22 protein-coding genes are annotated in these 23,342 nt (G+C 39.7%); 18 read left to right on the top strand and 4 right to left on the bottom strand.

The window, feature by feature from the left end; genetic code table 11:
• The first annotated feature begins 14 nt into the window (after positions 1-14).
• The 14 genes from atpA (at position 15) to ACFPYN_RS12665 (ending at position 13,002) form a co-directional block, all read left to right on the top strand.
• Positions 15-1,523, top strand: a complete 1,509-nt coding sequence (atpA, locus tag ACFPYN_RS12730; protein ID WP_377734688.1) for a F0F1 ATP synthase subunit alpha — start codon at positions 15-17, stop codon at positions 1,521-1,523.
• 42 nt (positions 1,524-1,565) lie between these two features.
• Positions 1,566-2,423: an ATP synthase F1 subunit gamma gene (gene atpG, locus ACFPYN_RS12725; RefSeq protein WP_377734687.1), complete on the top strand. Its 858-nt coding sequence runs from the start codon at positions 1,566-1,568 to the stop codon at positions 2,421-2,423.
• Positions 2,424-2,454: 31 nt separating this feature from the next.
• Entirely contained in the window at positions 2,455-3,870 is a 1,416-nt protein-coding gene (gene atpD / locus ACFPYN_RS12720; RefSeq protein ID WP_377734686.1) for a F0F1 ATP synthase subunit beta, read from the top strand.
• 24 nt (positions 3,871-3,894) lie between these two features.
• On the top strand, positions 3,895-4,302 hold the full coding sequence (locus ACFPYN_RS12715; protein WP_377734684.1) for a F0F1 ATP synthase subunit epsilon: 408 nt from the start codon (positions 3,895-3,897) through the stop codon (positions 4,300-4,302).
• A gap of 364 nt (positions 4,303-4,666) precedes the next feature.
• Positions 4,667-4,903: a DUF1146 family protein gene (locus ACFPYN_RS12710; RefSeq protein WP_377734682.1), complete on the top strand. Its 237-nt coding sequence runs from the start codon at positions 4,667-4,669 to the stop codon at positions 4,901-4,903.
• A 365-nt stretch (positions 4,904-5,268) separates the two neighbouring features.
• A complete protein-coding gene (murA, locus tag ACFPYN_RS12705) occupies positions 5,269-6,567 on the top strand; it encodes a UDP-N-acetylglucosamine 1-carboxyvinyltransferase (protein WP_377734680.1) in 1,299 nt (432 codons plus the stop codon).
• Between the two features lie 1,813 nt (positions 6,568-8,380).
• Positions 8,381-9,172: a stage II sporulation protein D gene (spoIID, locus tag ACFPYN_RS12700; RefSeq protein WP_377734678.1), complete on the top strand. Its 792-nt coding sequence runs from the start codon at positions 8,381-8,383 to the stop codon at positions 9,170-9,172.
• A gap of 34 nt (positions 9,173-9,206) precedes the next feature.
• A complete protein-coding gene (locus tag ACFPYN_RS12695; RefSeq protein ID WP_377734677.1) occupies positions 9,207-9,872 on the top strand; it encodes a peptidoglycan DD-metalloendopeptidase family protein in 666 nt (221 codons plus the stop codon).
• A 55-nt stretch (positions 9,873-9,927) separates the two neighbouring features.
• Complete coding sequence (locus ACFPYN_RS12690; protein WP_377734676.1) at positions 9,928-10,200, top strand: sporulation transcriptional regulator SpoIIID; 273 nt, start codon at positions 9,928-9,930, stop codon at positions 10,198-10,200.
• Positions 10,201-10,340: 140 nt separating this feature from the next.
• Positions 10,341-11,336: a rod shape-determining protein gene (gene mreB / locus ACFPYN_RS12685; protein WP_377734675.1), complete on the top strand. Its 996-nt coding sequence runs from the start codon at positions 10,341-10,343 to the stop codon at positions 11,334-11,336.
• Positions 11,337-11,387: 51 nt separating this feature from the next.
• Positions 11,388-11,684: a DNA-directed RNA polymerase subunit beta gene (locus ACFPYN_RS12680; RefSeq protein ID WP_377734674.1), complete on the top strand. Its 297-nt coding sequence runs from the start codon at positions 11,388-11,390 to the stop codon at positions 11,682-11,684.
• 32 nt (positions 11,685-11,716) lie between these two features.
• Positions 11,717-12,160: a 3-hydroxyacyl-ACP dehydratase FabZ gene (fabZ, locus tag ACFPYN_RS12675; protein ID WP_377734706.1), complete on the top strand. Its 444-nt coding sequence runs from the start codon at positions 11,717-11,719 to the stop codon at positions 12,158-12,160.
• A gap of 89 nt (positions 12,161-12,249) precedes the next feature.
• Positions 12,250-12,636 carry a hypothetical protein gene (locus tag ACFPYN_RS12670; protein ID WP_377734673.1) on the top strand — a complete coding sequence of 129 codons (387 nt, stop codon included), beginning with the start codon at positions 12,250-12,252 and terminating at the stop codon, positions 12,634-12,636.
• 81 nt (positions 12,637-12,717) lie between these two features.
• Positions 12,718-13,002, top strand: coding sequence for a hypothetical protein (locus ACFPYN_RS12665; RefSeq protein ID WP_377734672.1), 285 nt, complete (start codon positions 12,718-12,720; stop codon positions 13,000-13,002).
• 140 nt (positions 13,003-13,142) lie between these two features.
• Here ACFPYN_RS12665 and ACFPYN_RS12660 read toward each other — a convergent pair whose 3' ends face one another.
• Entirely contained in the window at positions 13,143-13,580 is a 438-nt protein-coding gene (locus tag ACFPYN_RS12660; protein ID WP_377734671.1) for a YwpF family protein, read from the bottom strand.
• A 264-nt stretch (positions 13,581-13,844) separates the two neighbouring features.
• Here ACFPYN_RS12660 and ACFPYN_RS12655 point away from each other — a divergent pair, with 264 nt between their 5' ends.
• Together ACFPYN_RS12655 and ACFPYN_RS12650 are read left to right on the top strand one after the other, a co-directional pair.
• Entirely contained in the window at positions 13,845-14,264 is a 420-nt protein-coding gene (locus ACFPYN_RS12655; protein WP_377734669.1) for a single-stranded DNA-binding protein, read from the top strand.
• Between the two features lie 76 nt (positions 14,265-14,340).
• Complete coding sequence (locus ACFPYN_RS12650) at positions 14,341-14,481, top strand: hypothetical protein (protein WP_377734668.1); 141 nt, start codon at positions 14,341-14,343, stop codon at positions 14,479-14,481.
• Between the two features lie 1,044 nt (positions 14,482-15,525).
• On the opposite strand, the gene ACFPYN_RS12645 is transcribed toward ACFPYN_RS12650, so the two are convergent.
• The 3 genes from ACFPYN_RS12645 to ACFPYN_RS12635 form a co-directional block, all read right to left on the bottom strand.
• Complete coding sequence (locus tag ACFPYN_RS12645; RefSeq protein ID WP_377734667.1) at positions 15,526-16,356, bottom strand: DUF4839 domain-containing protein; 831 nt, start codon at positions 16,354-16,356, stop codon at positions 15,526-15,528.
• A gap of 1,211 nt (positions 16,357-17,567) precedes the next feature.
• Complete coding sequence (locus ACFPYN_RS12640; protein WP_377734665.1) at positions 17,568-20,300, bottom strand: DEAD/DEAH box helicase; 2,733 nt, start codon at positions 20,298-20,300, stop codon at positions 17,568-17,570.
• Positions 20,297-21,856, bottom strand: a complete 1,560-nt coding sequence (locus tag ACFPYN_RS12635; RefSeq protein ID WP_377734705.1) for an SWIM zinc finger family protein — start codon at positions 21,854-21,856, stop codon at positions 20,297-20,299. Before ACFPYN_RS12635 ends, ACFPYN_RS12640 begins: the two co-directional genes overlap by 4 nt.
• Positions 21,857-22,182: 326 nt before the next feature.
• On the opposite strand from ACFPYN_RS12635, the gene ACFPYN_RS12630 reads away from it, so the two are divergent.
• Together ACFPYN_RS12630 and ACFPYN_RS12625 are read left to right on the top strand one after the other, a co-directional pair.
• Positions 22,183-22,464, top strand: a complete 282-nt coding sequence (locus tag ACFPYN_RS12630) for a hypothetical protein (protein ID WP_377734663.1) — start codon at positions 22,183-22,185, stop codon at positions 22,462-22,464.
• A gap of 120 nt (positions 22,465-22,584) precedes the next feature.
• Positions 22,585-23,019 (top strand): transcriptional regulator, encoded by a 435-nt coding sequence (locus tag ACFPYN_RS12625; protein WP_377734662.1) that lies wholly within the window; start codon positions 22,585-22,587, stop codon positions 23,017-23,019.
• The last annotated feature ends 323 nt before the right edge of the window (positions 23,020-23,342 follow it).

The following is a 23,342-nucleotide window of genomic DNA, read 5'->3' as shown; positions in this document are numbered from 1 at the left end:
AAGAGGTGACATACATGAGCATCAAAGCTGAAGAAATCAGCGTTCTAATTAAGCAGCAGATTGAAAATTATCAATCTGAGATGAAAGTTAGCGATGTAGGTACAGTTATCACTATTGGTGATGGTATCGCTCGTGCTCATGGTCTCGATAACGTCATGGCTGGAGAACTTGTTGAGTTCTCAACTGGTGTACTTGGAATGGCACAAAACTTGGAAGCTAACAATGTTGGTATTATTATCCTTGGTCCATATACAGACATCAAAGAAGGCGATGAAGTACGTCGTACAGGCCGTATTATGGAAGTACCAGTTGGCCCAGAATTGATCGGCCGTGTTGTCGATCCACTTGGTCAACCAGTTGACGGCTTAGGCCCGATTCACACAACAAGAACTCGCCCAATCGAAAGCCCAGCTCAAGGGGTTATGGCCCGTAAATCGGTTCATGAACCATTGCAAACTGGTATCAAAGCGATTGATGCATTAGTACCAATCGGTCGTGGACAACGTGAGTTAATCATCGGTGACCGTCAAACAGGTAAAACATCTGTTGCGATTGATACAATCTTAAACCAAGCTGACCAAAACATGATTTGTATTTACGTTGCAATTGGACAAAAAGAATCAACTGTTCGTAACGTAGTTGAAACGCTTCGTAAAAACGGCGCTTTAGAATACACAATCGTTGTTACAGCATCAGCATCACAACCAGCTCCATTATTATACTTAGCTCCTTATGCTGGTATTACAATGGCTGAAGAATTCATGTTCGAAGGCAAGCACGTATTGGTTGTTTATGATGATTTATCTAAACAAGCTGCTGCTTACCGCGAACTTTCATTATTACTTCGTCGTCCTCCGGGCCGTGAAGCATATCCAGGGGATGTATTCTACCTACATAGCCGCTTACTTGAGCGTGCTGCGAAGTTGAATGAATCACTTGGGGCCGGTTCGATTACAGCTCTTCCATTCGTTGAAACACAAGCTGGCGATATCGCTGCTTATATTCCAACAAACGTAATTTCGATTACCGATGGACAGATCTTCTTACAATCTGACTTATTCTTCTCAGGTGTACGTCCAGCAATCAACGCGGGTCTTTCAGTATCACGTGTTGGTGGTTCAGCTCAAATTAAAGCAATGAAAAAAGTTGCGGGTACACTTCGTCTAGACTTAGCTGCATTCCGTGAACTTGAAGCATTCTCTCAATTCGGTTCTGACCTTGATAAAGCTACACAAGGAAAACTTAACCGTGGCGTACGTATCGTAGAAGTATTGAAACAAAGCTTGAATAAACCAATTAAGGTTGAAAAACAAGTTGTGATTCTTTACGCTCTAACACGTGGTCATTTAGATGATATTCCAGTTCAAGATATCACTCGTTTCGAAAACGAATTGCATAGCTGGTTAGACTCAAACCACACAAACGTTTTGGATCACATCCGTACTACAAAAGATCTTCCTGCTGACGAAGACTTAGTAAACGCGATCTCTGCGTTTAAAAAGACATTTGCAAAATCAGAGTAATCTTTTTGGATGAATAAAAAACGATAAGGTGGTGAAATACCAGTGGCATCATTACGCGACATAAAAACCAGAATTACATCAACAAAGAAAACGAGCCAAATTACAAGAGCGATGCAAATGGTGTCGGCTTCGAAATTGAACCGTGCTGAATTGAATGCGAAATCATTCGTTCCCTACATGGCCAAAATTCAAGAAGTCGTAACTGCAATTGCAACAGGTACTCAAGACAGTGGACATCCAATGTTAACTTCTCGTCCTGTAGCTAAAACAGCTTACCTAGTCATCACATCTGATCGTGGACTTGCGGGTGCATACAACAGTAACGTTTTACGTGCTGTAACGAATGCAATTCGTGAGCGTCACAATTCAAATGACGAATTTGTAATCTTTGCAGTTGGACGTGTTGGGCGTGATTTCTTCACGAAACGTGGCCTTACAGTGATTGAAAGCATGGTCGCTTTACCAGACCAACCTTCATTTGCAGATATTAAGGAAATTGCGCGCAAGGCTGTTGGTATGTTCACAGAAGGTATGTATGATGAACTTTATATGTACTACAACCATTTTGTTAGCGCCATTCAACAAGACGTTACAGAGAAAAAGGTGCTACCGTTAACGGACATCACCCCATCAAGTTCAACAGCTTCATATGAATTCGAGCCTTCAGCCGATGCCATTCTTGAAGTGTTGCTTCCACAATATGCGGAAAGCTTGATCTACGGTGCTTTACTAGACGGCAAAGCAAGTGAACATGCTGCACGTATGACAGCAATGAAGAGCGCAACCGATAACGCTAGTGATTTAATTAGCGCATTAACATTACAATTTAACCGTGCACGTCAAGCGGCGATTACTCAAGAAATTACAGAAATCGTTGGCGGCGTAGCGGCCTTAGAATAGAAGTAATAAGTTATGACAGGAGGGAACAAGTATGAACATAGGACACGTTCTTCAAGTAATGGGTCCCGTTGTTGACGTAAAGTTTGACAATGGCCACTTACCAGCAATCTACAATGCATTGACAGTTACGATTGAACGTCCAAACCAAGCACCTTCAACGTTAACTCTTGAAGTAGCATTACACCTTGGTAACGACTCTGTCCGTACAGTAGCAATGTCATCAACAGATGGCTTGATGCGTGGTGCGGATGTTACAGACGCTGGTTCAGCAATTAAAGTTCCAGTTGGTGACATCACTCTAGGTCGTGTATTTAACGTTCTTGGTGAAGTAATTGACTTAGGCGAAGAAATCCCGGTAGAAAATCGCCGTGATCCAATTCACCGTCTTGCACCAACATTCGAACACCTTTCAACAGAAGTTGAAATTCTTGAAACAGGTATCAAAGTAGTAGATCTATTAGCACCATACATTAAAGGTGGTAAAATCGGTCTCTTCGGTGGTGCTGGTGTAGGTAAAACTGTACTAATCCAAGAATTAATTAACAACATCGCACAAGAGCACGGCGGTATTTCGGTATTCGCAGGTGTTGGAGAGCGTACGCGTGAAGGAAATGACTTATTCCACGAGATGAGCGAATCTGGCGTAATCAAGAAAACAGCAATGGTATTCGGTCAAATGAACGAGCCGCCTGGTGCACGTATGCGTGTTGCCTTGACTGGTTTAACAATGGCAGAATATTTCCGTGATGATCAAGGTGCAGACGTACTATTGTTCATCGATAACATCTTCCGTTTCACTCAAGCAGGTTCTGAGGTATCAGCCCTTCTAGGTCGTATGCCATCAGCCGTTGGTTACCAACCAACTCTTGCTACGGAAATGGGTCAATTGCAAGAGCGTATCACGTCTACAAACGCAGGTTCAGTTACATCTATCCAAGCGATTTATGTTCCTGCCGATGACTATACGGATCCAGCTCCAGCAACAACATTTGCTCACTTAGACGCAACAACAAACTTAGAGCGTAAATTATCTGAAATGGGTATTTACCCAGCAGTAGATCCTTTGGCTTCAACTTCACGTGCTTTAACACCTGAAATTGTTGGCGAAGAGCACTACCAGTTAGCTCGTCAAGTACAATCAACTTTACAACGTTACAAAGAACTTCAAGATATCATTGCGATTCTTGGTATGGATGAGTTATCTGATGAAGACAAGCAAACGGTTAACCGTGCACGTCGAATTCAGTTCTACTTATCTCAAAACTTCCACGTAGCTGAGCAATTCACAGGTCAAAAAGGTTCATACGTTCCTGTTAAGGAAACTGTTAAAGGATTCAAAGAAATCCTTGAAGGTAAGTATGACCATTTACCTGAAGATGCTTTCCGTTTAGTTGGACGCATTGAAGAAGTTATTGCCAAAGCGAAAAGCATGGGCGTTGAAGTTTAATTACAGGGACCAGGAGGGGAAAAAATGAAGACCATCAAAGTCAATATTGTCACTCCCGACGGCCCGGTATACGATTCAGAAGTCAACATGATCATTGCTAATACGGCAACTGGTGAAATCGGTGTGTTACCTGGACACATTCCAATGGTTGCTCCACTACAAGTGGGTGCCATTCGTTTGAAAAAAGACGGACAAACAGACATCGTCGCGGTAAGCGGCGGTTTCCTTGAAATCCGACCTGACCAAGTATCGATCTTAGCTCAAGCAGCTGAAGTATCAACGAACATCGATGTAGACCGTGCAAAAGAAGCAGTGAAACGTGCTGAAGAACGTCTGAACTTATCAAAAAAAGACGACGTCGATTTCAACCGCGCGGAACTATCATTGAAACGTGCAATGAATCGTATCAACGTTTATGAGGGTAACATCTAAAAAAAACGAACGAGTCGAGGAGAACCTTCTCTTCGACTCGTTTTTTTATGGATTACAATGAAGTTCAGATTTTCAGCTTTGTTTAAGCGTTAAATCAAGTCATAGCGAGAATGTATCGTCAGTCGTGAGTGGTATATCGTGACTAAAAGAAATATATCGTGAGTAGTCGTAGGTATATGGTGACTAGATGAAGTATATCGTGAGTAGTTGTGGTTATATCGTGACTAAATGAAATATATCGTGAGTAGTTGCATTTATATCGTGACTAAACAGAATTCTAACTTTTAAACGTTTTGTTAAAGTGGGCACAAGCTGTTGTAAAAGGCATTAATAATCTTCAACTTAGTCGAAGGGAGCCAGCGATATGTATAATGAAATCGGTCAACAAGCAATTTTAGGTGTTTTATCGCACGCATTCTTTATTGGAATTACATTCTTTGCATTGCGAGCAGTAATGATCGAGAAAATCGTCAAAAAACAACATGTCTTTCAAGTACAACTTTTATATATCCTTTTAAGCATCGCCATTGGTACAACTGTTTCCGACTTTTTTCTCGCAATGTCGAGTTGGTCTAGACAAATGCCGTACCTCTTTATGTAGGGAATTCTCTTTCTGTCCATAAAGATGAATCAGTTTCGTAGCTATGGCCATGGAGAGAATTATTTATTGCCCGGGAAATAAATTGTCGAAGGATGTTTTGAATCTAGTATTATAGGGAACATGTAAGTAGAATCACTTATAAAAAAGAGTTTCGTTTTGACCGACACAAAGCACTCGGGACTTACGTATCATATAAGACAGTTTCTTGTCGGAATATTTTCGAAAAAATGAGGGTATCGATACTTGTGTTAAACACAAAATGACTGTAATATGAGAAATGTTTTATTCCTAATAAATGACATCATACGAGTTTATTCGACAGATAGATAAATGAAAATAATATAGAGTACATGGAGGGTCAATCATTGGAAAAAATAGTAGTAAAAGGCGGCCACAAGTTAACAGGTAGAGTAAGAGTGGAGGGTGCTAAAAACGCGGTATTACCCGTTTTAGCTGGAGCTCTCTTAGCAACAAAAGGAAAGAACATTATTCGTGACGTAGCTAATTTAGCTGATGTTTACACGATTAATGAAGTGTTAAAAAGTTTAGGCGCTACAGTGGAGTACTTCCCTGAACGCAATGAAGTAATTATCGATTCATCTACTACCTTATCAAGTGAAGCTCAATTTGAATATGTACGTAAAATGCGTGCTTCCATTTTAGTTATGGGACCAATTTTAGCGCGTAATGGTTTTGCAAGAGTTGCTCTTCCAGGTGGTTGTGCAATCGGTTCACGTCCAATTGATCAACATCTTAAAGGGTTTGAAGCAATGGGTGCAGAAATTTCATTTGGTCACGGATTCGTTGAAGCAAAAACAGAAGGTCGTCTAAAGGGTGCTAAAATTTACTTTGACTTCCCAAGCGTTGGTGCAACTGAAAACATTATGACGGCAGCAGCTTTAGCAGAAGGTACAACAATCATTGAAAATGCTGCTAAAGAGCCAGAAATTGTTGACTTAGCTAACTTTATTAACGAAATGGGTGGACGTGTTAAAGGTGCAGGTACAGACACAATCCGCATCGAAGGTGTTCTAGAGCTTGAAGGAACACTTCATCACATTATTCCTGACCGCATCGAAGCAGGGACATTTATGGTAGCTGCAGCGATTACTAAAGGTGACATTACAATTGAAAACGCAGTTCCTGAACATATGACAGCATTAATTGCGAAAATGAGAGAAATGGGCGTTCTCATCAATGAAGAAGAGGACGGACTTCGAATCCGTGCAACTGGCACATTGAAATCTGTGGATATTAAAACAATGCCTCACCCAGGTTTCCCTACTGACATGCAATCACAAATGATGGCTTTAATGTTAACGGCAACTGGTAATGGTATGCTTACTGAAACAGTATTTGAAAACCGCTTTATGCACGTGGAAGAATTCCGCCGCATGAATGGTAATGTTAAAATTGAAGGTCGTTCTGTAATTATGCAAGGTCCTTCTGATTTACAAGGTGCTGAAGTAGCAGCAACTGACTTACGAGCAGCTGCAGCATTAATCTTAGCTGGCCTAGCTTCTGAAGGCGTTACACGCGTCACTGAGCTTTATCACTTAGATCGCGGTTACGTGAACTTCCACTTAAAATTAGCATCACTTGGTGCAGACATTGAACGCGTTTCATCCGAATCATCAGATGAAAAGGTAATGCAAACCGTTTAATTCCCTTATCCTATCCTATTCCAAAAACCGACATCTTATACCCAAGATGTCGGTTTTTTTGTTGCGATTTGTCGGAAACTTATTGATGACCACTTTCAATTATGGAATATTTATCACTATATCAGAAGATTTATCGATCAAACCTGTATCATTCACGAGCAAACTTATTGAAGTAGATAAGGCATAATAACCTCTCACTAACAGTAAAGAGCCATGCAGCTTAGTGTAATGGCTCCTATCTAAAGGCTTTTGAATGGTTTCGTTTTCGCTGCGCTGCTGTTTGAACCATTTTGAACAACATGAAATCCGAAAGAATATTCACTCAGATTTTAGGGGAGCTCGGAAAAAAATCTGTACCTTTACCTTATAATTAAGTATTGAGAGGATGTGGCTTTATCGCATCCCCTCAATTACGACTATAGATAATATTGTAGCTGGGATGCTTTCGTCACTCCCCAACAACTGGCATGTAGTAATTTAATTTTAGTGACTGTCCTTTCATTAAGAGCGGTAAGCGTGAATAGTGTTGATGAAAGTTCAGTTTGTTCTTCTATATGTAAGATGTTTTCTCAAATCTCTAGACCAAGGTATAGCAAAAGAAACGTCGAAAGGGGATCTGGAAACTTTGCGGTGTCATCGTATAGCCCGATATTTTGTGCTAATCCTGTCTTTCAGACGTCAATGCCGATTATTCAGACGTGGAGGTGTTTTTTTCAGACGTCAACGCCATTTTTTCAGACGTCAACCTCGAAAAGTCAGACTGAGATTTTTCGGAAGAATGAAAAATGAGATTTTCTACACCAATCACTGTATATTTTTTCAAAAGTACTAACTTTAAGAAGTGTTTTAAAATAAATTGAGCAGAAAGAGACCGAAATACCATTTCCGGTCGAATATCTATATAAAAAAAGTAACGATTCTCTAGTAAACCAAACGAACTTAACATTGAGCATCCAGGTTGCAAGGGAGCGAAGGACGTACACCCGCCGCAAGATAATTTGAAAAAAGAAAGCTTGGGCGAGTGACGAAGTCACAAGCCCAAGCCCTTAATTCTCTAGATTATTATGCAGCAGTGGAAGCATCCGAAGCGCACTGAAAACCTTTTTGCACCAGAAGGATCACTTCACTTAGATTTCTTTAACGAGCAAGCGTGAGTGTGTCGTGTTGATGAGAGCCACAATTTGAAGGATTAATTGTGGTTGCGTCTGCAACCGTTTATCTTTTCTATAAAGTAACTTTGACTACTGACTTTAAGAACGCTCTAAAATAAATTAAGCAGAAAGAGGCCGAAATACCATCTTTGGCCGAATATCTATATAAAAAAAGTAACGATTATCTAGTAAACCAAACGATGGTAACTGTTAGCGTCCAGGTTGAAAGGGAGCAAAGGACGAATCCCAGCCGCAGAATGATCTAAAAGAACAGAGTTGGGCAAGTGACGCAGTCACAAGCCCAACTCTTTATTCCCTAGATCATAGTGCAGCAGAAGATACGACCAAAGCGCACTGAAAACCTTTTCGCTTCATAGATAGTAAGCGTCACTAACAGCAAAGAGACAGTTGGATTCTCAACTGTCTCCAAATTATCATCGTCTGTCTCTCTAATACACTCTATCTTTTCCATACCAACAGCCTATTCCACAATAAACACTTTTCATATGTTGCTCTCTTAATACATATATTCCTTCATGAGATACTTAGCCATTATTATCGTATGTCTCTGTTTATTCCTCCTGCCACTGCAATTAATAAAGAAACTACCGCAACAAGTAAAAGAACCTCCACCGGATGCCGCAATTGCGTGTGATCCAGTAATGATTCGCGTGGAGGGGCTTGCTGAGCCGCTTCCATTAGAAGAATACATCAAAGGTGTGGTTCAAGCAGAAATGCCTTCTACGTTCAATCTAGAGGCTTTAAAAGCACAGGCCATTGCCGCTCGTACATTCGCACTCAAAACAACAAATTTCGGAGCAACTACTATTAAACCCACAACCTCACACCAGGCGTTCGTCTCAGAAAGCGAACGCAAACCTCCAGCAAACATCGTTCAAGCAGTTACAGAAACAGCCTCTCAAATTCTCACCTATAACAACGAGCTCATTACAGCCATGTTCTTCTCGACGAGCAACGGCAAGACCGAAAGCGCAGAAGGATACAGCGGGACTGAAATTCCATATTTAATAACAACTGATAGTCTAGGCGACAGCACTTCGCCTAAATTTAAACAAACAAAATCGTTCACACTGAAAGAGTGGAACGACGCATTTGGTTTTAGTTGGACGGCTGATCACTTTAAACAACTGACTTTAAAACCAAATGAATCACAACGCATTCAACAAGTGACCACTGCGAAACGCGAATGGACGGGCCGTGAAATTCGTGACATCTTGGGGCTCCCATCAACGGATTTTGACATTGATGTATCCAATCCTAATTTAATCACCGTATCAACGAAAGGATACGGGCATGGGGTGGGGATGAGTCAATACGGAGCCAACGCGATGGCGCAGGAGGGCAGCAAAGCTGAAGGGATCTTAAAGCATTATTATCCCAATACAGAAATAAAAAATTTCCAATCTATTCAATTAGCATGTTTAAAACCTTAAATCGCTGACAACACTAGCAACAGAGGTGATGAATATGCGAGAGGAAAAATCTAATAATCCTTCTCTACCAAAAAAACCAAGTAAAAAACAGACGTGGCTATGGCCGGCTATTTACGTAGGATTTTCGCTATTATTTGTCGGCATGATTTGGGGCTATAACGCGTTTATTGGCCCAGATAGTGAAGTCGCAGATGGACCACGAACAGAAGTTGACGGCAACAAGGGCGGGGAGAAAATTGCAGTAACAGCACAAAAAGAAAGCATGAAATTCCCATTTGATGAAGCTATGCTTGATCATATGACGATTTTGCAAGATTTCTATGATGTCAACGCTACAGAAGAATCACAAGAAAATTCCCTTCTTGTATTCAATCAAACGTATGAAACAAATAATGGGGTCTCCATTTCAATCGATGGAGCACCATTTGAGGTCGTCGCTGCAATGACTGGAACTGTAAAAGAAGTAAATCTCGATCCATTCCTTGGAGACGAAGTTGTTCTTGAACATGAAGATGGTCTGGTAACACGTTATCGTTCAGTTAAAGAAATTCTAGTTAAAGTGGGAGATGTTGTTCCACAAGGTAAACCACTAGCGACTACAACTGAAAATGATTTTAACGCAACAGCAGGTGTTCATTTACAATTCGAAGTGTTTGATAATGGTGAAGCAGTTAACCCAGGTACGTATTTAGCGTTCTAAGTCCCAAATTTAAAGCATACGGTATAGGAAACGTTCTGTACGGAAGGATGCGGTCTTGCACGAACAGATCCGGAAACGTTGCCTAGAGCTTGGTGAATTGGTCCATGAAACGGGTTTAACAGTACGCGCCGTTGCAAAGAAATCAGGTTACTCGAAAAGTACGGTGCACAAAGATTTAACAGAACGATTAAAACTAGTGAATGAAGCACTGGCCAAAGAAGTTAGTGAAATCCTTGCTTATCATAAGTCGATTCGACATATTCGAGGCGGGGAAGCCACTAAACAGATGTGGAAACAGAAGGAAGAAAAAACACAAAAAACGTTATGACGAAAGACTCGTCATAACGTTTTTTGTCTGTGAAAAAAGATGTAATTACTAGCTCTCTATGATAGAATAGTCAGTTAGTAGAGACAAAAAAAGAACGTTCAAATATGTGGGGAAACGCGGGAAGGGGAAACAAGGTGTTCATGTTTGCTAAGGATATTGGAATAGATCTTGGAACGGCTAATGTATTAATACATGTTAAAGGCAAAGGAATTGTATTAAATGAGCCGTCAGTCGTGGCAATGGATCGTAAAACGAAACGAGTTTTAGCAGTGGGGGAAGAAGCAAGACAAATGGTAGGTCGTACTCCTGGACATATAGTGGCGATTCGTCCACTAAAAGACGGAGTCATCGCTGATTTTGATGTGACTGAAGCTATGTTAAAACATTTTATTAATAAAATAGACGTCAAAGGATTTTTTTCAAAGCCTCGAATCTTAATTTGTTGTCCTACAAATATTACAAGTGTAGAACAAAAAGCAATTCGTGAAGCTGCTGAAAAATCTGGCGGTAAGAAAATTTATTTAGAAGAAGAACCAAAAGTAGCAGCAATCGGAGCGGGTATGGATATTTTCCAACCAAGTGGTAATATGGTCGTTGACATTGGCGGCGGAACATCTGATATTGCAGTCCTTTCAATGGGGGACATTGTGACGTCTGAGTCAATTAAAGTTGCTGGAGATGTATTTGATAATGATATTTTACAATACATAAAACGCGAATATAAATTATTAATAGGTGAACGTACATCTGAAAATATTAAAATACAGATAGGTACGGTATTTCCTGGGGGACGCAATGAAGAAATGGATATTCGGGGTCGTGACATGTTAACAGGTCTACCACGAACTATTTCCATTCGTTCTGAAGAAATCGAAAAATGTTTACGCGAATCAGTTTCACTTATTATTCAAGCAGCAAAAAATGTGTTAGAAAAAACACCACCTGAATTATCTGCAGACATAATCGATCGAGGTGTCATCTTAACTGGTGGCGGTGCGCTGATGCATGGAATAGATTCCTTGCTTGCTGACGCCCTTAAAGTACCCGTATTGATTGCTGAACATCCAATGGATTGTGTAGCAATTGGGACAGGCATTATGTTGAATAACATCGGCAAAGTCTCAACTCGACTATAAAGTGTGGTACAACTCATAATCACAAGTGATACAAGATAAGGAGAGCGACGCATGACGAAAGAAGTAAAAGACGAACAACAACAAGTGAATACCACAGCATCTTCAAAGCGGAAACAGCACAAAGCTGAAAAAGCTCAGGCTAAGGACAAAAAGAAAACTTGGTGGGTTCAAATCCGTCTTTTCCCGATATGGCTTCGCATCATTCTAGTCTCAGCTCTTGTTGTTGGTGCGATTGCAGCTGGCTTAACAATTGGTTATGGGTACGTAGGTGACGGTGATCCAAAAGATGCCCTAAAATGGGAGACTTGGCAACATATTTTGGATATATTAAACGGTAAACAGTCCTAAATCTGCGTTTTATGAAAAGAGGAATTCACGTGATTTTATCAGCACAACAAATTCAAGAGATTTTACCACATCGTTACCCATTTTTACTCGTTGATCGAATTATTGAGATTGAAGATGGCAAACGAGCAGTTGGTTTAAAAAACGTATCCATTAATGAGGATTATTTCAATGGACATTTCCCTGGATATCCCGTTATGCCTGGTGTTTTAATTATCGAAGCACTTGCGCAAGTTGGTGGAGTGGCTTTATTAAATAAAGAAGAAAATAAAGGTCGTCTCGCTTTCTTAACGGGCGTTGATAACTGTCGTTTCAAACGTCAAGTTGTTCCTGGAGATCAGCTTCGATTAGAAGTCGAGTTCACTAAAATCCGCGGCGCAATGGGCAAAGGACATGCTATTGCAACAGTAGATGGTGAAATCGCGTGCGAAACGGATATACTATTCGCACTAGGACCGATTGTTGAGAAAACAACGTAATTTACACTATTTAGCACTTTGTTTAATGCTATTCGTCTAAGGGAATACTAAAGTAGACGGTGTAGCTTTTCGTAGGAGGTTTACGCTTAATGTACAAAGAATTACCAGCTACAGTGAAAAGTAATATAACCCGCTCAATTTCAGTTGTATTTCAACAATACATGGCCACTATTCAGTGGTCTGAAAATAACTTCAAAATGGAAGATTTTATTTTGAAATGGCGCAACTATATAAATGAATCACCGTTTTGGGCAGATAAAATTTCAGTGGAATGTAAACAGCACCCTGAATTTCACGAAGAAGTTGCAAAAAAAATCAACCAAGTTATAGACAAAATTTTGAATGAGCCACCGTCAGAAGATCAAGTTGCAAAAATAGAAATCATGCAAGAAGAGAGTAATACTCACTTTAATTATGCGTGTAAAGCGGAAGCTACATACGTAGAATCCCTTTTAAAAGAAAAACAAAAAGCATAAATAGTTCTTTCCTTTCTCGGGCAACCTACTTTGAATCACACGAAGTGTGGTGAACCATTAGAGAAAGGAGGGAACTTTTTTATGTGGAAAAAAAATGCGGTTGTATTTGGTATGAGTGCTTTATTATTGGTTGGTTGTAATATGAGAGACGATGATATCCCAACAAATGAAACACCAATGGAAGATGATGCAAACGATGTTCGTGAAGATGTTCAAGATGTAGTGCCTAATGGCGATGTTACCCCAACTGAGGAAGACAAAAATGTCGACGAAGATAAAGACATGATGAAAGACCCGAATACGGAAGAAGAAGAAATATTAGAAGATGACATGGACACACGTGACGCGGACGACAAAGACGAGTAATGAAGAAAAAATCAGTTCGAGTTAGACCAGTAGCGGCATTCTCAACAAGAAAAACATATCGGAACAATGCCACGATAGCTCAACACTCGACATGATTGTTACTTTGTAGAACGAATAACTCAAAAAAAGACTCGGCTACGTTAAACAGTAGCTGAGTCTTTTTTTAATTGAGGTCGATTGCGCATATCTTTTTCAAAGCGCGCAATAAGTTCTTCGCCTGATATGCCATTTGAGATGAGTTCTGATAAAAGTTGTTCCGCATATTTTCTGCGTACACGTTTTAATGTTCCTGTAAACAATACCGACACATAATCTCCGATTGTTTTCACAGCATTCACAGCGACTTCAAAGCTTGCTGGTTCATTTTCAGGATACGAAATGATGACTTTTACTTCCATCAATTCACCAGAGTTTTTAAATTGTTCAAAAAAGGTGCTGTCAGTTTTATCTACATACATTTCCAAAATCCACGATCGGTGGCTGTTTTCTTGGTTAATAATGATGCCATCTACGAGGGGGATTGAGATGGTTTGGTCCCCTTGAACCACTGTCATGGACAACATTTTAAACGTTTTCAATAAGCTCACAGCCTTTCCGCAAAGTTTACTTGAATCTAGTATAACACAGAGTTGAAAAATCTTCGGAAACTAGCCAAAATGCCATAATGACAAACTGGGTTTCAGCCTACAGCTACTTAAGAATGTGCAGTTTTTGTCAAAATATAGAACCTTAAAAATTGAATTTTCACCAACGCAAAAGTGGTCAAAATGAATTTTTGGCTCTTTGCCAACAATTTAAGTCCTTTGTACAATAAATTCAATACCTAAGAAGGAGGTGAATAAATGAATCAAGTCGGGATGATTGGGAGAATGACAAAGAATCCGGTACTTCGGCATTTGTCAGAAGGTAGAGTGCAAGCAAGTTTTGTGTTAGCCATACAACGTACGTACAAAAATGCTAAAGGAGATGAAGCGGATTTCGTACTCTGTACTGTATGGGGGAAACTTGCCGAACACACGGTCAAGTATTGTGGAAAAGGCTCACTTGTTGGGATTAATGGACATATTCATTCAAGATCCTATCAAAAAGAAGATGGCAATCGTATCTTTGTCACAGAAGTGATTGTTGAAGAAGTCCAGTTTCTACAAACGAAACCTAGAACAGAAGAATCTTCAGAACACACACATGTAACGAAAGAATCGAAAGCAACAGAAGATTTCATTTTCACAGAACAAGAGCATAAGGAATTACCTGTTGTATAGCTTCAATTGCCTCGGTAGACCGCACCGATGGTTTGTACACAACTTCTCAAATCCAAGAGAAAGGAATTCACCCAATATGAAAGCTACACCTGATCATCTCATTCGAATGGAACTACATATGGAACAACTAATTCGTATGATTGCCCATCTGAATGAACGAATCCTAGTACTTGAACATAAATTCACAGAACCAAGCTTAAGAGTAGTGGGGAAATAAGTTTTACTTGATTGACAAGAGAGGAACCGGTCGCGTGAAGCACGACCGGTCTTGTACATAGAAAAGCGTAGCAGGTTATATAGATCGATTTCCGTTACGGGCGGACGCTTTCCGCGGGCATGGCCTCAGCCTCCTCGACGAGCAAGCTCGCCTGTGGGGTCTTCAGCTCATGCTTTTCCCGCTGGAGTCGCCGCCCTTCACTCCAATCAAATAATGAAATTCTTAGAAAATTTAAAGGAGTTTTTCATCCATCAAAAGGTATAAATGAAATTGACTCAATGGTGCGACTACATGCGGAACAATGGAGAGCTGATGAGAGCCACAATTTGAATGGCAATTGTGGCTGCGTCTGTCACCGTTTATTTTTTCTTTAAAGTGAATGTCATGAACAGAATAGTGGTAGATGGCTTGCCATCTGCCACCAATTAGCTAGTAAATTGGGTGTCTATTTTTTCATTGATATATTAAGATTATATTGATTTTACCTTCAAACTAAACATACTATTGACAGGTCAATTATTGCTATTACAATTGTGATTGTAATCTGAGTATTTAGGTATCTAATTCGTATGATAAAGATAGGTGGAATTGCATTGACGAAAATACAATCGAAAAAACTAAACAAGAAACCTGTTAACTGGGAAATGAATGCTTGTGATCGGAAATAAGAAAAAAACACTGAGTATTTTCTCAGTGTTTGTCTAGTTCAAATTTTTAGTAAGCCTAATTTTTATCTCCGCTTATTAAACTAAAGCTCCCGTTACTTTTAGTGCAATCTTTCACGTTACAGAAACGCCCATCATTACTTTAAGTATTTACTTCGCAATCTTTATTACATCTCAAAAAACTCACTCAAGAGCATATGCCCTCATGAATAACTTTATTTCGACTGGGATTATGGTTGTCTTATCAATTGATTTATTTGTTCTTTCTTTAGATTCAGACGCTCAATCCTCGGATTTTCTAATCCTAACTTCGCATATGCTACCACTGGTTGTAACTTATAGTATCATTTTCACCTATTTAGGTACGTGTTAAAGATATTTATCTCATTTTGATAGAAACTGGCTCGAGTAGAATAAAATTAGGATCTTCATCAAATCCCACAACCTTAGCAGTGATACGAATATTATGACCTGCTCCAAAAGGGTCAGGAATATTATCGCCTGTAAGATGTAAACCATAATAATCAACATTTTTAAATTGGAATTCAGGTCCCGAGAAAGTAGTTGTACTGTAGTCACCAGCAAAAATTAAATAAATAAATCTTGTTTTATAATCTCTGTAAGGACTCACATAAGCGGTATTCCCATCAAACTCAATAGTTCTTCCATCATACTTCTCAGCAAAATTTTTAAAAAGAGGACTAGTCTCATCTTTTGTGCTAAGTATTGTTGCCAATTCTTTATTGTTTTCTACCGTTAGGATTTCTTCTTCTGGTTTTTCCACATTTGAATTATCCTTTACCTTAGATTCTGCTTTTGGCTTTTCCGCATTTGAATTATCCTTGACCTTAGATTTTGCTGCACTCTCAGTATCTTCTATTTTGAATGTATGATATTTAATAATGACTTCTGTATCCGCAGATACCCATTCATCTGGAGAATAATTGATATCACCACCAACAGATACTTCTTCAACCTCTCCATCTTTTGTTATCCAACCTGTAATTAAATCATCCAGTTTTTTTGTTTTAATATTCTTGAAACCTTGTTCTTCAAAATTATCAATAACATCTTGATAATTACTGCCCTCTTGGACACTTGAACCTGACGGCGTTTTTGCTTCACCTACATGTTCATTCGATTCTCCACCACATCCCACTAATGTCATAACCATAATACATGCCAAAAGAACATTAACCATTTTCTTCATTTTTGATTATCCTCCAATTAACAGATTTATCGCTCATTTAAGATAGTATTAATTAACCAAACTAATAAACTGGTCAGTTTGCTTAACACCAATTATTACAAACTTATACAATTGAGAAAATTATTTTCATTCCAGATAATTGCCCGATTGCAGAGCAAAGATTAATCAAGACTCTTTCACTAACCTGACCCGTTAGTTCAATAAGAAAATCTCTTTTAATTATTATACCAATAATACCCATGTTACCTCTAAAAATTTAAAATTTTCTGCGATTTATAAAAAGCATCTCGAAAAGAGGTGCTAATTTGGGTTATATTTGGCTGTTTATTTTGTTAATAAAATAGGTTTGATTTGACCGTTTTTTTAGGGAAAAGTGATTCAAAACTGAACGGCTTAATCTCTGGCTAGCACGCCTTTATTTTTTCTTTAGAGTTAGTGTTACTACTGAATCTAAAGAATGGTCTGAAATAAACGTAGCAGGAAGAGGCCGAAATAGTATTTTCGGTCGAATATCTACATAAAGATAGTGTCTATTCTTTAGTAAACCAAGCGATTTTAACTGTGCGCTTCATGGTTGCGGAGCGGACGAACCCCTGCCGCAGAATGATCTAAAAAAACAGAGTTGGGCGAGTGACGAAGTCACAAGCCCAACTCTTTGTTCCCTAGATCATAGTGCAGCAGAAGAATCTTCCGAAGCGCACTGAAAACCTAACTGTATCAGCAAAGTGTCCCAAATTTTATGCCACTCATGTTTTTCAGACGTCAATGCCGATTTTTCAGACGTGGAGGTGTTTTTTTCAGACGTCAACGCTATTTTTTCAGACGTCAACCTCAAAAAGTCAGACTGAGATTTATCGGAAGAATGAAAAGCGGGATATTTAACATCAATTACTGTCTATTTTGCTTTATAGTGAGTGTCACCACTAACTTTAAAAAATGGTCTGAAATAAAGTATATCTACATAAAGATAGTATCGATTCTCTAGTAAACCAAACGATCATAACTGTGCACGTCCAGGTTGCAAGGGAGCGAAGGGCGCTCACCCGCCGCAAGATAATCTGGAAAAAGAAAGCTTGGGCGAGTGACGAAGTCACAAGCCCAAGCTCTGTATTCTCTAGATTATCATGCAGCAGAAAGTGCGTCCGAAGCGCACTGAAAACCTTTTTACATCAAAGTATCCACTGAATCCATCTAATTTGTTGAAATCATCATTACCCTAAAGTTAACAAATCCTTCAGATCTTCATCTGCCATCTCAGTTATCCACTGACTAGACTGAATCAAATCTTCAGACAACGCTTGTTTATCGGCAAGCAATTTATCGATCTTTTCTTCAATCGTCCCAATCGTCACAAACTTATGAACATGCACAAAACGCGTTTGCCCAATGCGATAAGCACGGTCCGTCGCTTGATTTTCAACCGCTGGATTCCACCAACGATCCGCATGAAGCACATGGTTTGCTGCCGTTAAATTAAGACCAGTACCGCCAGCTTTCAGCGACAGAATAAACACGGGGAACTCTTTTTCTTGGAACGCTTCAACCAAATTGTCACGCTGTTGTTTCGGCATACTACCCGATAAGAAAGGTGGGTCAATATCGTGTAATTCACTTAAACAATGCTGCAACAAGTGGCCCATGCCAATGTATTGCGTGAAAATCAGACATTGCTCACCGCGAGCAGCAATTTCAGCAGCGAGAGTGACAATGCGTGCTAACTTCTCAGAACGCTCCATCATATACTCCGCTTCACCAAATCCCTCTTTTAAATAAAGAGCTGGGTGATTACACAATTGCTTCAGCTTACTTAACATTTTTAAAATAAGACCTTTTTTCTCAAAACCAGTTAACGTTTCAAGCTTGAACAACGTTTCTTGAATCAAGCTTTCGTAGAGTGCCGCTTGCTCAGTAGTTAGCGGACAATACTCGCGTTGTTCTTGCTTATCCGGAAGATTTAATAACAAATCCGGATCTTGCTTCGTACGTCGAAGTAAGAAAGGACGTATTTTAGCTCGTAGTTTTTGTTTGTGATTTTCTGAGTCATCACGTTCAATCGGTGCAATATAGTTTTCTTGGAACTTGCGGAAACTACCTAGATACCCTTTATAAATAAAGTCGAAAATGGCCCATAACTCGGACAAGCGGTTTTCAACTGGCGTACCCGTTAACGCTAAATGATGTTCACCGCGTAATTTACGAATCGCTCGACTTTGTTTCGTATGCATGTTTTTAATATTTTGCGCTTCATCAAGTGTCACACTGCACCACTCGATTTCACTTAACGCTTCCGCATCTTGTGAAGCAGTACCAAACGTAGTTAACACGACATCAGGCTTTAAAGCCAATAATTCGACAGCAAGCGACTCATCTTTCGAACGTGTTTGTCCATAATGCACATGTACATCTAAATCAGGAGCAAAACGAGCGAGCTCTTTTTGCCAGTTTCCTAAAACAGATGTTGGGCAAATGATAAACGATGGCTTATCCGTCAGATGTGTACGATGCACATGTAATAGATAGGCAATCAACTGTACCGTTTTCCCTAGACCCATATCATCCGCTAAACAAACGCCAAATCCTTGTTCACGCATGAAAACTAGCCAGTCTAGTCCTTGTTGTTGGTAAGGGCGTAACTCGGTTAACAGATGAGTGGAAACGGTTGTTGTCGGTAATTCCTTTTTCTCTTGAAGCTGTTCTAAATATCTCTTTAATGATTGGTTCAATTCAAATTGGAATAACGGATCGTCGTCTTCATCGCTAGTATCTTCTTCGTTAATGAGCGCATCAGGTAACTCGCGGAATAGCAATTCTTTGACTGTCCAATTTTCATTTTCCGTTTGCTCCATTAATTGACGGATTTCATGCATCCAGTTCGAATCAATGCGGAACCACTCGTTTCCAGCACGAATGTACTCCCGATTCTCTTCAACCATTAACTTGAATTGATCTTCAGAAATCGCTTGGCCATTTAATGAGAAGTTCCAATCAAAAGTTAATATTTCATTTAATCCAGCAGTCGTTTTAAACGTTGTTGTTTTCGCATTTGATTTGACACGAAGTTTTGATTCCTTCACAGCTTTTAACCAAGACGGTAAGATGACTTCAAACCCGAGTGCTTGCAAACGCGCCGCATCATCCCGCAAGAAGTGACGAACGTCTAAATCACTTATTGAACGTGATAAAAAGAGGTCTGTACTAGCTTCGACACTCATCAAATCGAGCATGTTGGATTGCGTTTCATGCACATAAGCCGCATGAACTTTCCATTTATCAGGTAGTGCATCTGCGATTGGAGATTGTTTTTTGCGAAAAGGTGGTGTCCAGTGCACGGAGCTTTTTTTGCCACGTACGACTGTCTCAAGAATCCATTCATCCGAAGAAGATTCAGGCTCGCTAAGACGCAGTGCAACATTGACTTCCCCTTGACCACTTTGTGCTTTCAACGGCCATCCACCTTGTTTGAAGAAGGGAAGAAGTGTTGGAATATCGCTCAGCGTTAATCCAACGCTGTACAGTTTTTGCTGAATAGCAGAAGTTAGCAACAGTTTCGCAGCAGGTGGCGCATCTGTTGATGAATGAACGAGAGAATCCTCTTCAAAAGTCAGTTCGTCCCAAAGCGTTGGTGAACTCCAAAAAGTCGAAGCTTGTTGAATAGTTGCAATCATGGACTCATCTTCTGGAGCGAATCCACTGACGTGAACGTACGGATGTTTACTTGAAGGAGAAAATAACTCGACTAACTCTAAAGATGAAAAATTCGATTCTTCATCGTGATGCAAACCATAGAAAGATGGTTCATGCTGAAAGGAAATAAACGAAATCCATTGTTCCGTAAATAACCGCATGCCTTCTTCGTTATAGGCATGTACGGTCGTAAATCCATCATCCATTTGGTCAAATGAAAGGATTAAATTCTTCATAAAAGGCGATACATGGGAAGTCATAAAGGCAAGTTTCCTTTCTGTATCTCTTCTTGGAGAGCTCGCAAGCGACGATATTTCGTCTGAATCTCGCTAACGTAAAGGTTCCAATAATCGATTTTGCCACTCTTCTTCGCAGCTGATTTCATTTTCTTCCAAATACGCACAGCTTGCTTGTAGTTATGGCGATTCCGTTCACGCACTTCACTAAGTGCCAATACATGATAGAACGGTAAGACGGCCTCTGGAGCCTCTTGTATGATCGTCTTCATGCCACATGACTCTGCATAATCGAGAGTGGACGCAAAACGATGGTGAAGAGCAACCCAATCTTGATAACGATGTTGATCAATTAAGAAGTCTGAATAGGCACGAACACCAAACGATCCGAACTGCCAAAACAGTTGCTCACGTTCATCATCCGGCATATCGATATGTTTATATAACGCATACAATTTCGACACAAACAACGAACGATTCCATGCAGATAAATGGCTATTCACATAGTCAAAAATATGCGGACGCATGGCATGCAAAATAATAGTAAGAGACGTTAAGTCGTCCTGTTCTTTCGCAAGTTTAGCTAAGTGCATCCATTCTGGCATTTGGCTCGCATGAATTTTATCGGCAATTTCTCGTAATTCATCTGGTTTTTTGAGTAACACACAGAAGAATGCGCGGAAGATGTCGTTGTCAAAATTCTTTATATCAAGTAAATATTTATATTCTGCCTCACGACGACCTTTTTCAGTCAGCATGATGACCCAAAATGCATGAAGCAAATTGAAACGAAGATCATCCATCGTTTTCAAATCATAGACGATATGACGCACATGCAAAACAAGCGCATCATAAAAAGGATCAGCTGCGAATAAACGAGGCTTATTCGATAGAGTAATTAGCTGATGTTGCATATCTTCAATATCGGCTTGAATGGTGGCACGGAACAAGTTTTCGTTCAGTTCTTCACTTACTTCGAATAACAGACGCAACAACATCGTACGTGTATAGACATCGTAAAGAGGTTGCCATTCACGCTCAAAAGGCATAAATTTCTTTAATTTTTGTTTCATTTGATTAATTGAACTGTCGATATAATAACGTTCTTTCCACGACCAATCACCAGAAACGGCATTAAACGTCGATTGAACAATCGCATTCCAGCTTTCAGGTGTACGTTCATTAGCAAGAATTGAAAGTTGTTCCGTCTTTTTTAAACGCCATTCCTGGAGCCACTCAGAGAGGGAAAACTTTTGCATATATAAACTAAAAACAACCGCTAAACTATGACGGCATAGATGCTTTTCAGGACAAGAACACGTAATTTCTTCATCAACTAGATGAATGGTCACAACGGCAGAACTGACATCATGAACGCGTGCTTCTAAAGTATGTTCGTATGGATCGTATGAAATAGCGCGGACTGCCCCATTACGTACGGCAAAGGACGCACGACGTACAAGCTCTTCATCATCCAGATGAGAAGGGTGCAGGTCTTCAGATAGCGTCTCCATCCACTTTTGGATATGTGATTGATAACGCACAGCAATATTAAATAATGAATGACTCAATAGCAACATCTCCAAAAAAAAACTTTCCTTTCATTATACGGCTTTTCGAGCGAAACCGTAAGTGATAGGAAAGAATTAAGAATTTAAATGCAAATAAGTTTTCAAAAATCCTGTAAATTTTCTTGTAAATCCAATGGTTTTGTATGGGAATATGGAAATGTAGAATCTCATTTAACCGAACGATAGTCGGGTTTCGTAGGCAAATGATGTTCTACTATCTCTCGAAATTGATAGAGTTTAAGATATACACAAAATCCATCACAAATATGTAAAGGAAAGGTTGATCTGTTTGCCCATCCTATGAAATTATCTTACCAGGATTACAGCAAAGTGCCATGGTAAAGCCAAGTGGTTACGAAATTCCGAACGGCAAAAGAAAATCAACAGTTATTACGTCGAACGATAAAGGAATCGTAATAATTAAAAAGGTGACATTTGATTGCTTTCAAATTAAAGACATTCAAATTGATTTTCGCACTAATAAATGCTCATTTACGTGTGACGAGCAATTCGGAAAAGAAATGGCTGCAACCGTACAAACCGATCTTCTTGGATTTTTTATTCAAGATGACGAAAAATCTATTGCTTATTTTACATACAGACAACCGAAGGCCTAAACAAGCATGCCGCCTGACTCTAGGCGGTATTTTTTCCGAATTTATCCTGCACGAAATGGACGGGATTGTGATACAATAGTAGTAATCAGAATATTTAGATTAAAACAAGGGGGGATCACAATGTTACACGTACAACTAATGAAACCGTTCTACTCAAAACTAGAAGGCCAAAAGATGAAATTGGTATTTGCTTATCAATACTTTTCCATAAAAAAAGATGACGAACTCTTTCACTTCATTCCTGTGGAAGGCAAAGAAATCATCGTCAATATGAACACATACCAAGTCGAAAACTTGTCCGAAGTCTTCGTCTTTCAAAAAGGGAATCGCTTCATTCGCTTGCCACTCTATCAATTATTGCTAGTGTCAGATATTCATACGCATTTGCAAACGATTTTACAGCACGGCGAACCAGAAAACACAGAACCTGGAAGCGATGTAAAAGAAGAAGCAAGCGAATTCATCACGTTGCTTGAAGGCGCAAATCATAGCCGAATGATTGACTACGCTCTTCAAACACGCGATGAAAATCTCTTTAACCGCTTACTACACTAACCGTTGGAGGATAACCATGGAATTCTATAAAAAATGAAAACACCTACCTTAATGAAAATGAGGAAGGTGTTTTTATGTGGAGATTTTTAGTGTGAGAGAGGAATTCTGGGGAAATGGTAACGTCACGTAGGAATTTTGGAGGTTGACGTAGGAAAAATAGCCATCCACGTAGGAAAAAACAGCGCTCACGTAGGAATCATGATCTTCGCGTCCGAAAACTCCATATCCACAAAGCCATCCAACAAAAAAGGCTGCCAGTCTTACCGGCAGCACCATTCAAGGTTTACCATTCACACGACTCAACGTCTAGGTGATAGCAATAT

It is taken from the genome of Paenisporosarcina macmurdoensis, assembly GCF_042658845.1.
Taxonomy (GTDB): domain Bacteria; phylum Bacillota; class Bacilli; order Bacillales_A; family Planococcaceae; genus Paenisporosarcina; species Paenisporosarcina macmurdoensis.
Note: the sequence above shows the minus strand (reverse complement) of the source record. Positions and strands in the feature narration are given on the sequence as shown.

What these genes read in the sequence shown, in the direction of transcription:
- atpA (WP_377734688.1), top strand. Translation starts at nt 15, where the DNA reads ATGAGCATCAAAGCTGAAGAAATCAGCGTTCTAATTAAGCAGCAGATT.
- atpD (WP_377734686.1), top strand. Translation starts at nt 2,455, where the DNA reads ATGAACATAGGACACGTTCTTCAAGTAATGGGTCCCGTTGTTGACGTA.
- ACFPYN_RS12715 (WP_377734684.1), top strand. Translation starts at nt 3,895, where the DNA reads ATGAAGACCATCAAAGTCAATATTGTCACTCCCGACGGCCCGGTATAC.
- ACFPYN_RS12710 (WP_377734682.1), top strand. Translation starts at nt 4,667, where the DNA reads ATGTATAATGAAATCGGTCAACAAGCAATTTTAGGTGTTTTATCGCAC.
- spoIID (WP_377734678.1), top strand. Translation starts at nt 8,381, where the DNA reads ATGATTCGCGTGGAGGGGCTTGCTGAGCCGCTTCCATTAGAAGAATAC.
- ACFPYN_RS12695 (WP_377734677.1), top strand. Translation starts at nt 9,207, where the DNA reads ATGCGAGAGGAAAAATCTAATAATCCTTCTCTACCAAAAAAACCAAGT.
- mreB (WP_377734675.1), top strand. Translation starts at nt 10,341, where the DNA reads ATGTTTGCTAAGGATATTGGAATAGATCTTGGAACGGCTAATGTATTA.
- ACFPYN_RS12680 (WP_377734674.1), top strand. Translation starts at nt 11,388, where the DNA reads ATGACGAAAGAAGTAAAAGACGAACAACAACAAGTGAATACCACAGCA.
- ACFPYN_RS12670 (WP_377734673.1), top strand. Translation starts at nt 12,250, where the DNA reads ATGTACAAAGAATTACCAGCTACAGTGAAAAGTAATATAACCCGCTCA.
- ACFPYN_RS12665 (WP_377734672.1), top strand. Translation starts at nt 12,718, where the DNA reads ATGTGGAAAAAAAATGCGGTTGTATTTGGTATGAGTGCTTTATTATTG.
- ACFPYN_RS12655 (WP_377734669.1), top strand. Translation starts at nt 13,845, where the DNA reads ATGAATCAAGTCGGGATGATTGGGAGAATGACAAAGAATCCGGTACTT.
- ACFPYN_RS12650 (WP_377734668.1), top strand. Translation starts at nt 14,341, where the DNA reads ATGAAAGCTACACCTGATCATCTCATTCGAATGGAACTACATATGGAA.
- ACFPYN_RS12645 (WP_377734667.1), bottom strand. Translation starts at nt 16,356, where the DNA reads ATGAAGAAAATGGTTAATGTTCTTTTGGCATGTATTATGGTTATGACA.
- ACFPYN_RS12640 (WP_377734665.1), bottom strand. Translation starts at nt 20,300, where the DNA reads ATGACTTCCCATGTATCGCCTTTTATGAAGAATTTAATCCTTTCATTT.
- ACFPYN_RS12635 (WP_377734705.1), bottom strand. Translation starts at nt 21,856, where the DNA reads ATGTTGCTATTGAGTCATTCATTATTTAATATTGCTGTGCGTTATCAA.
- ACFPYN_RS12630 (WP_377734663.1), top strand. Translation starts at nt 22,183, where the DNA reads ATGGTAAAGCCAAGTGGTTACGAAATTCCGAACGGCAAAAGAAAATCA.
- ACFPYN_RS12625 (WP_377734662.1), top strand. Translation starts at nt 22,585, where the DNA reads ATGTTACACGTACAACTAATGAAACCGTTCTACTCAAAACTAGAAGGC.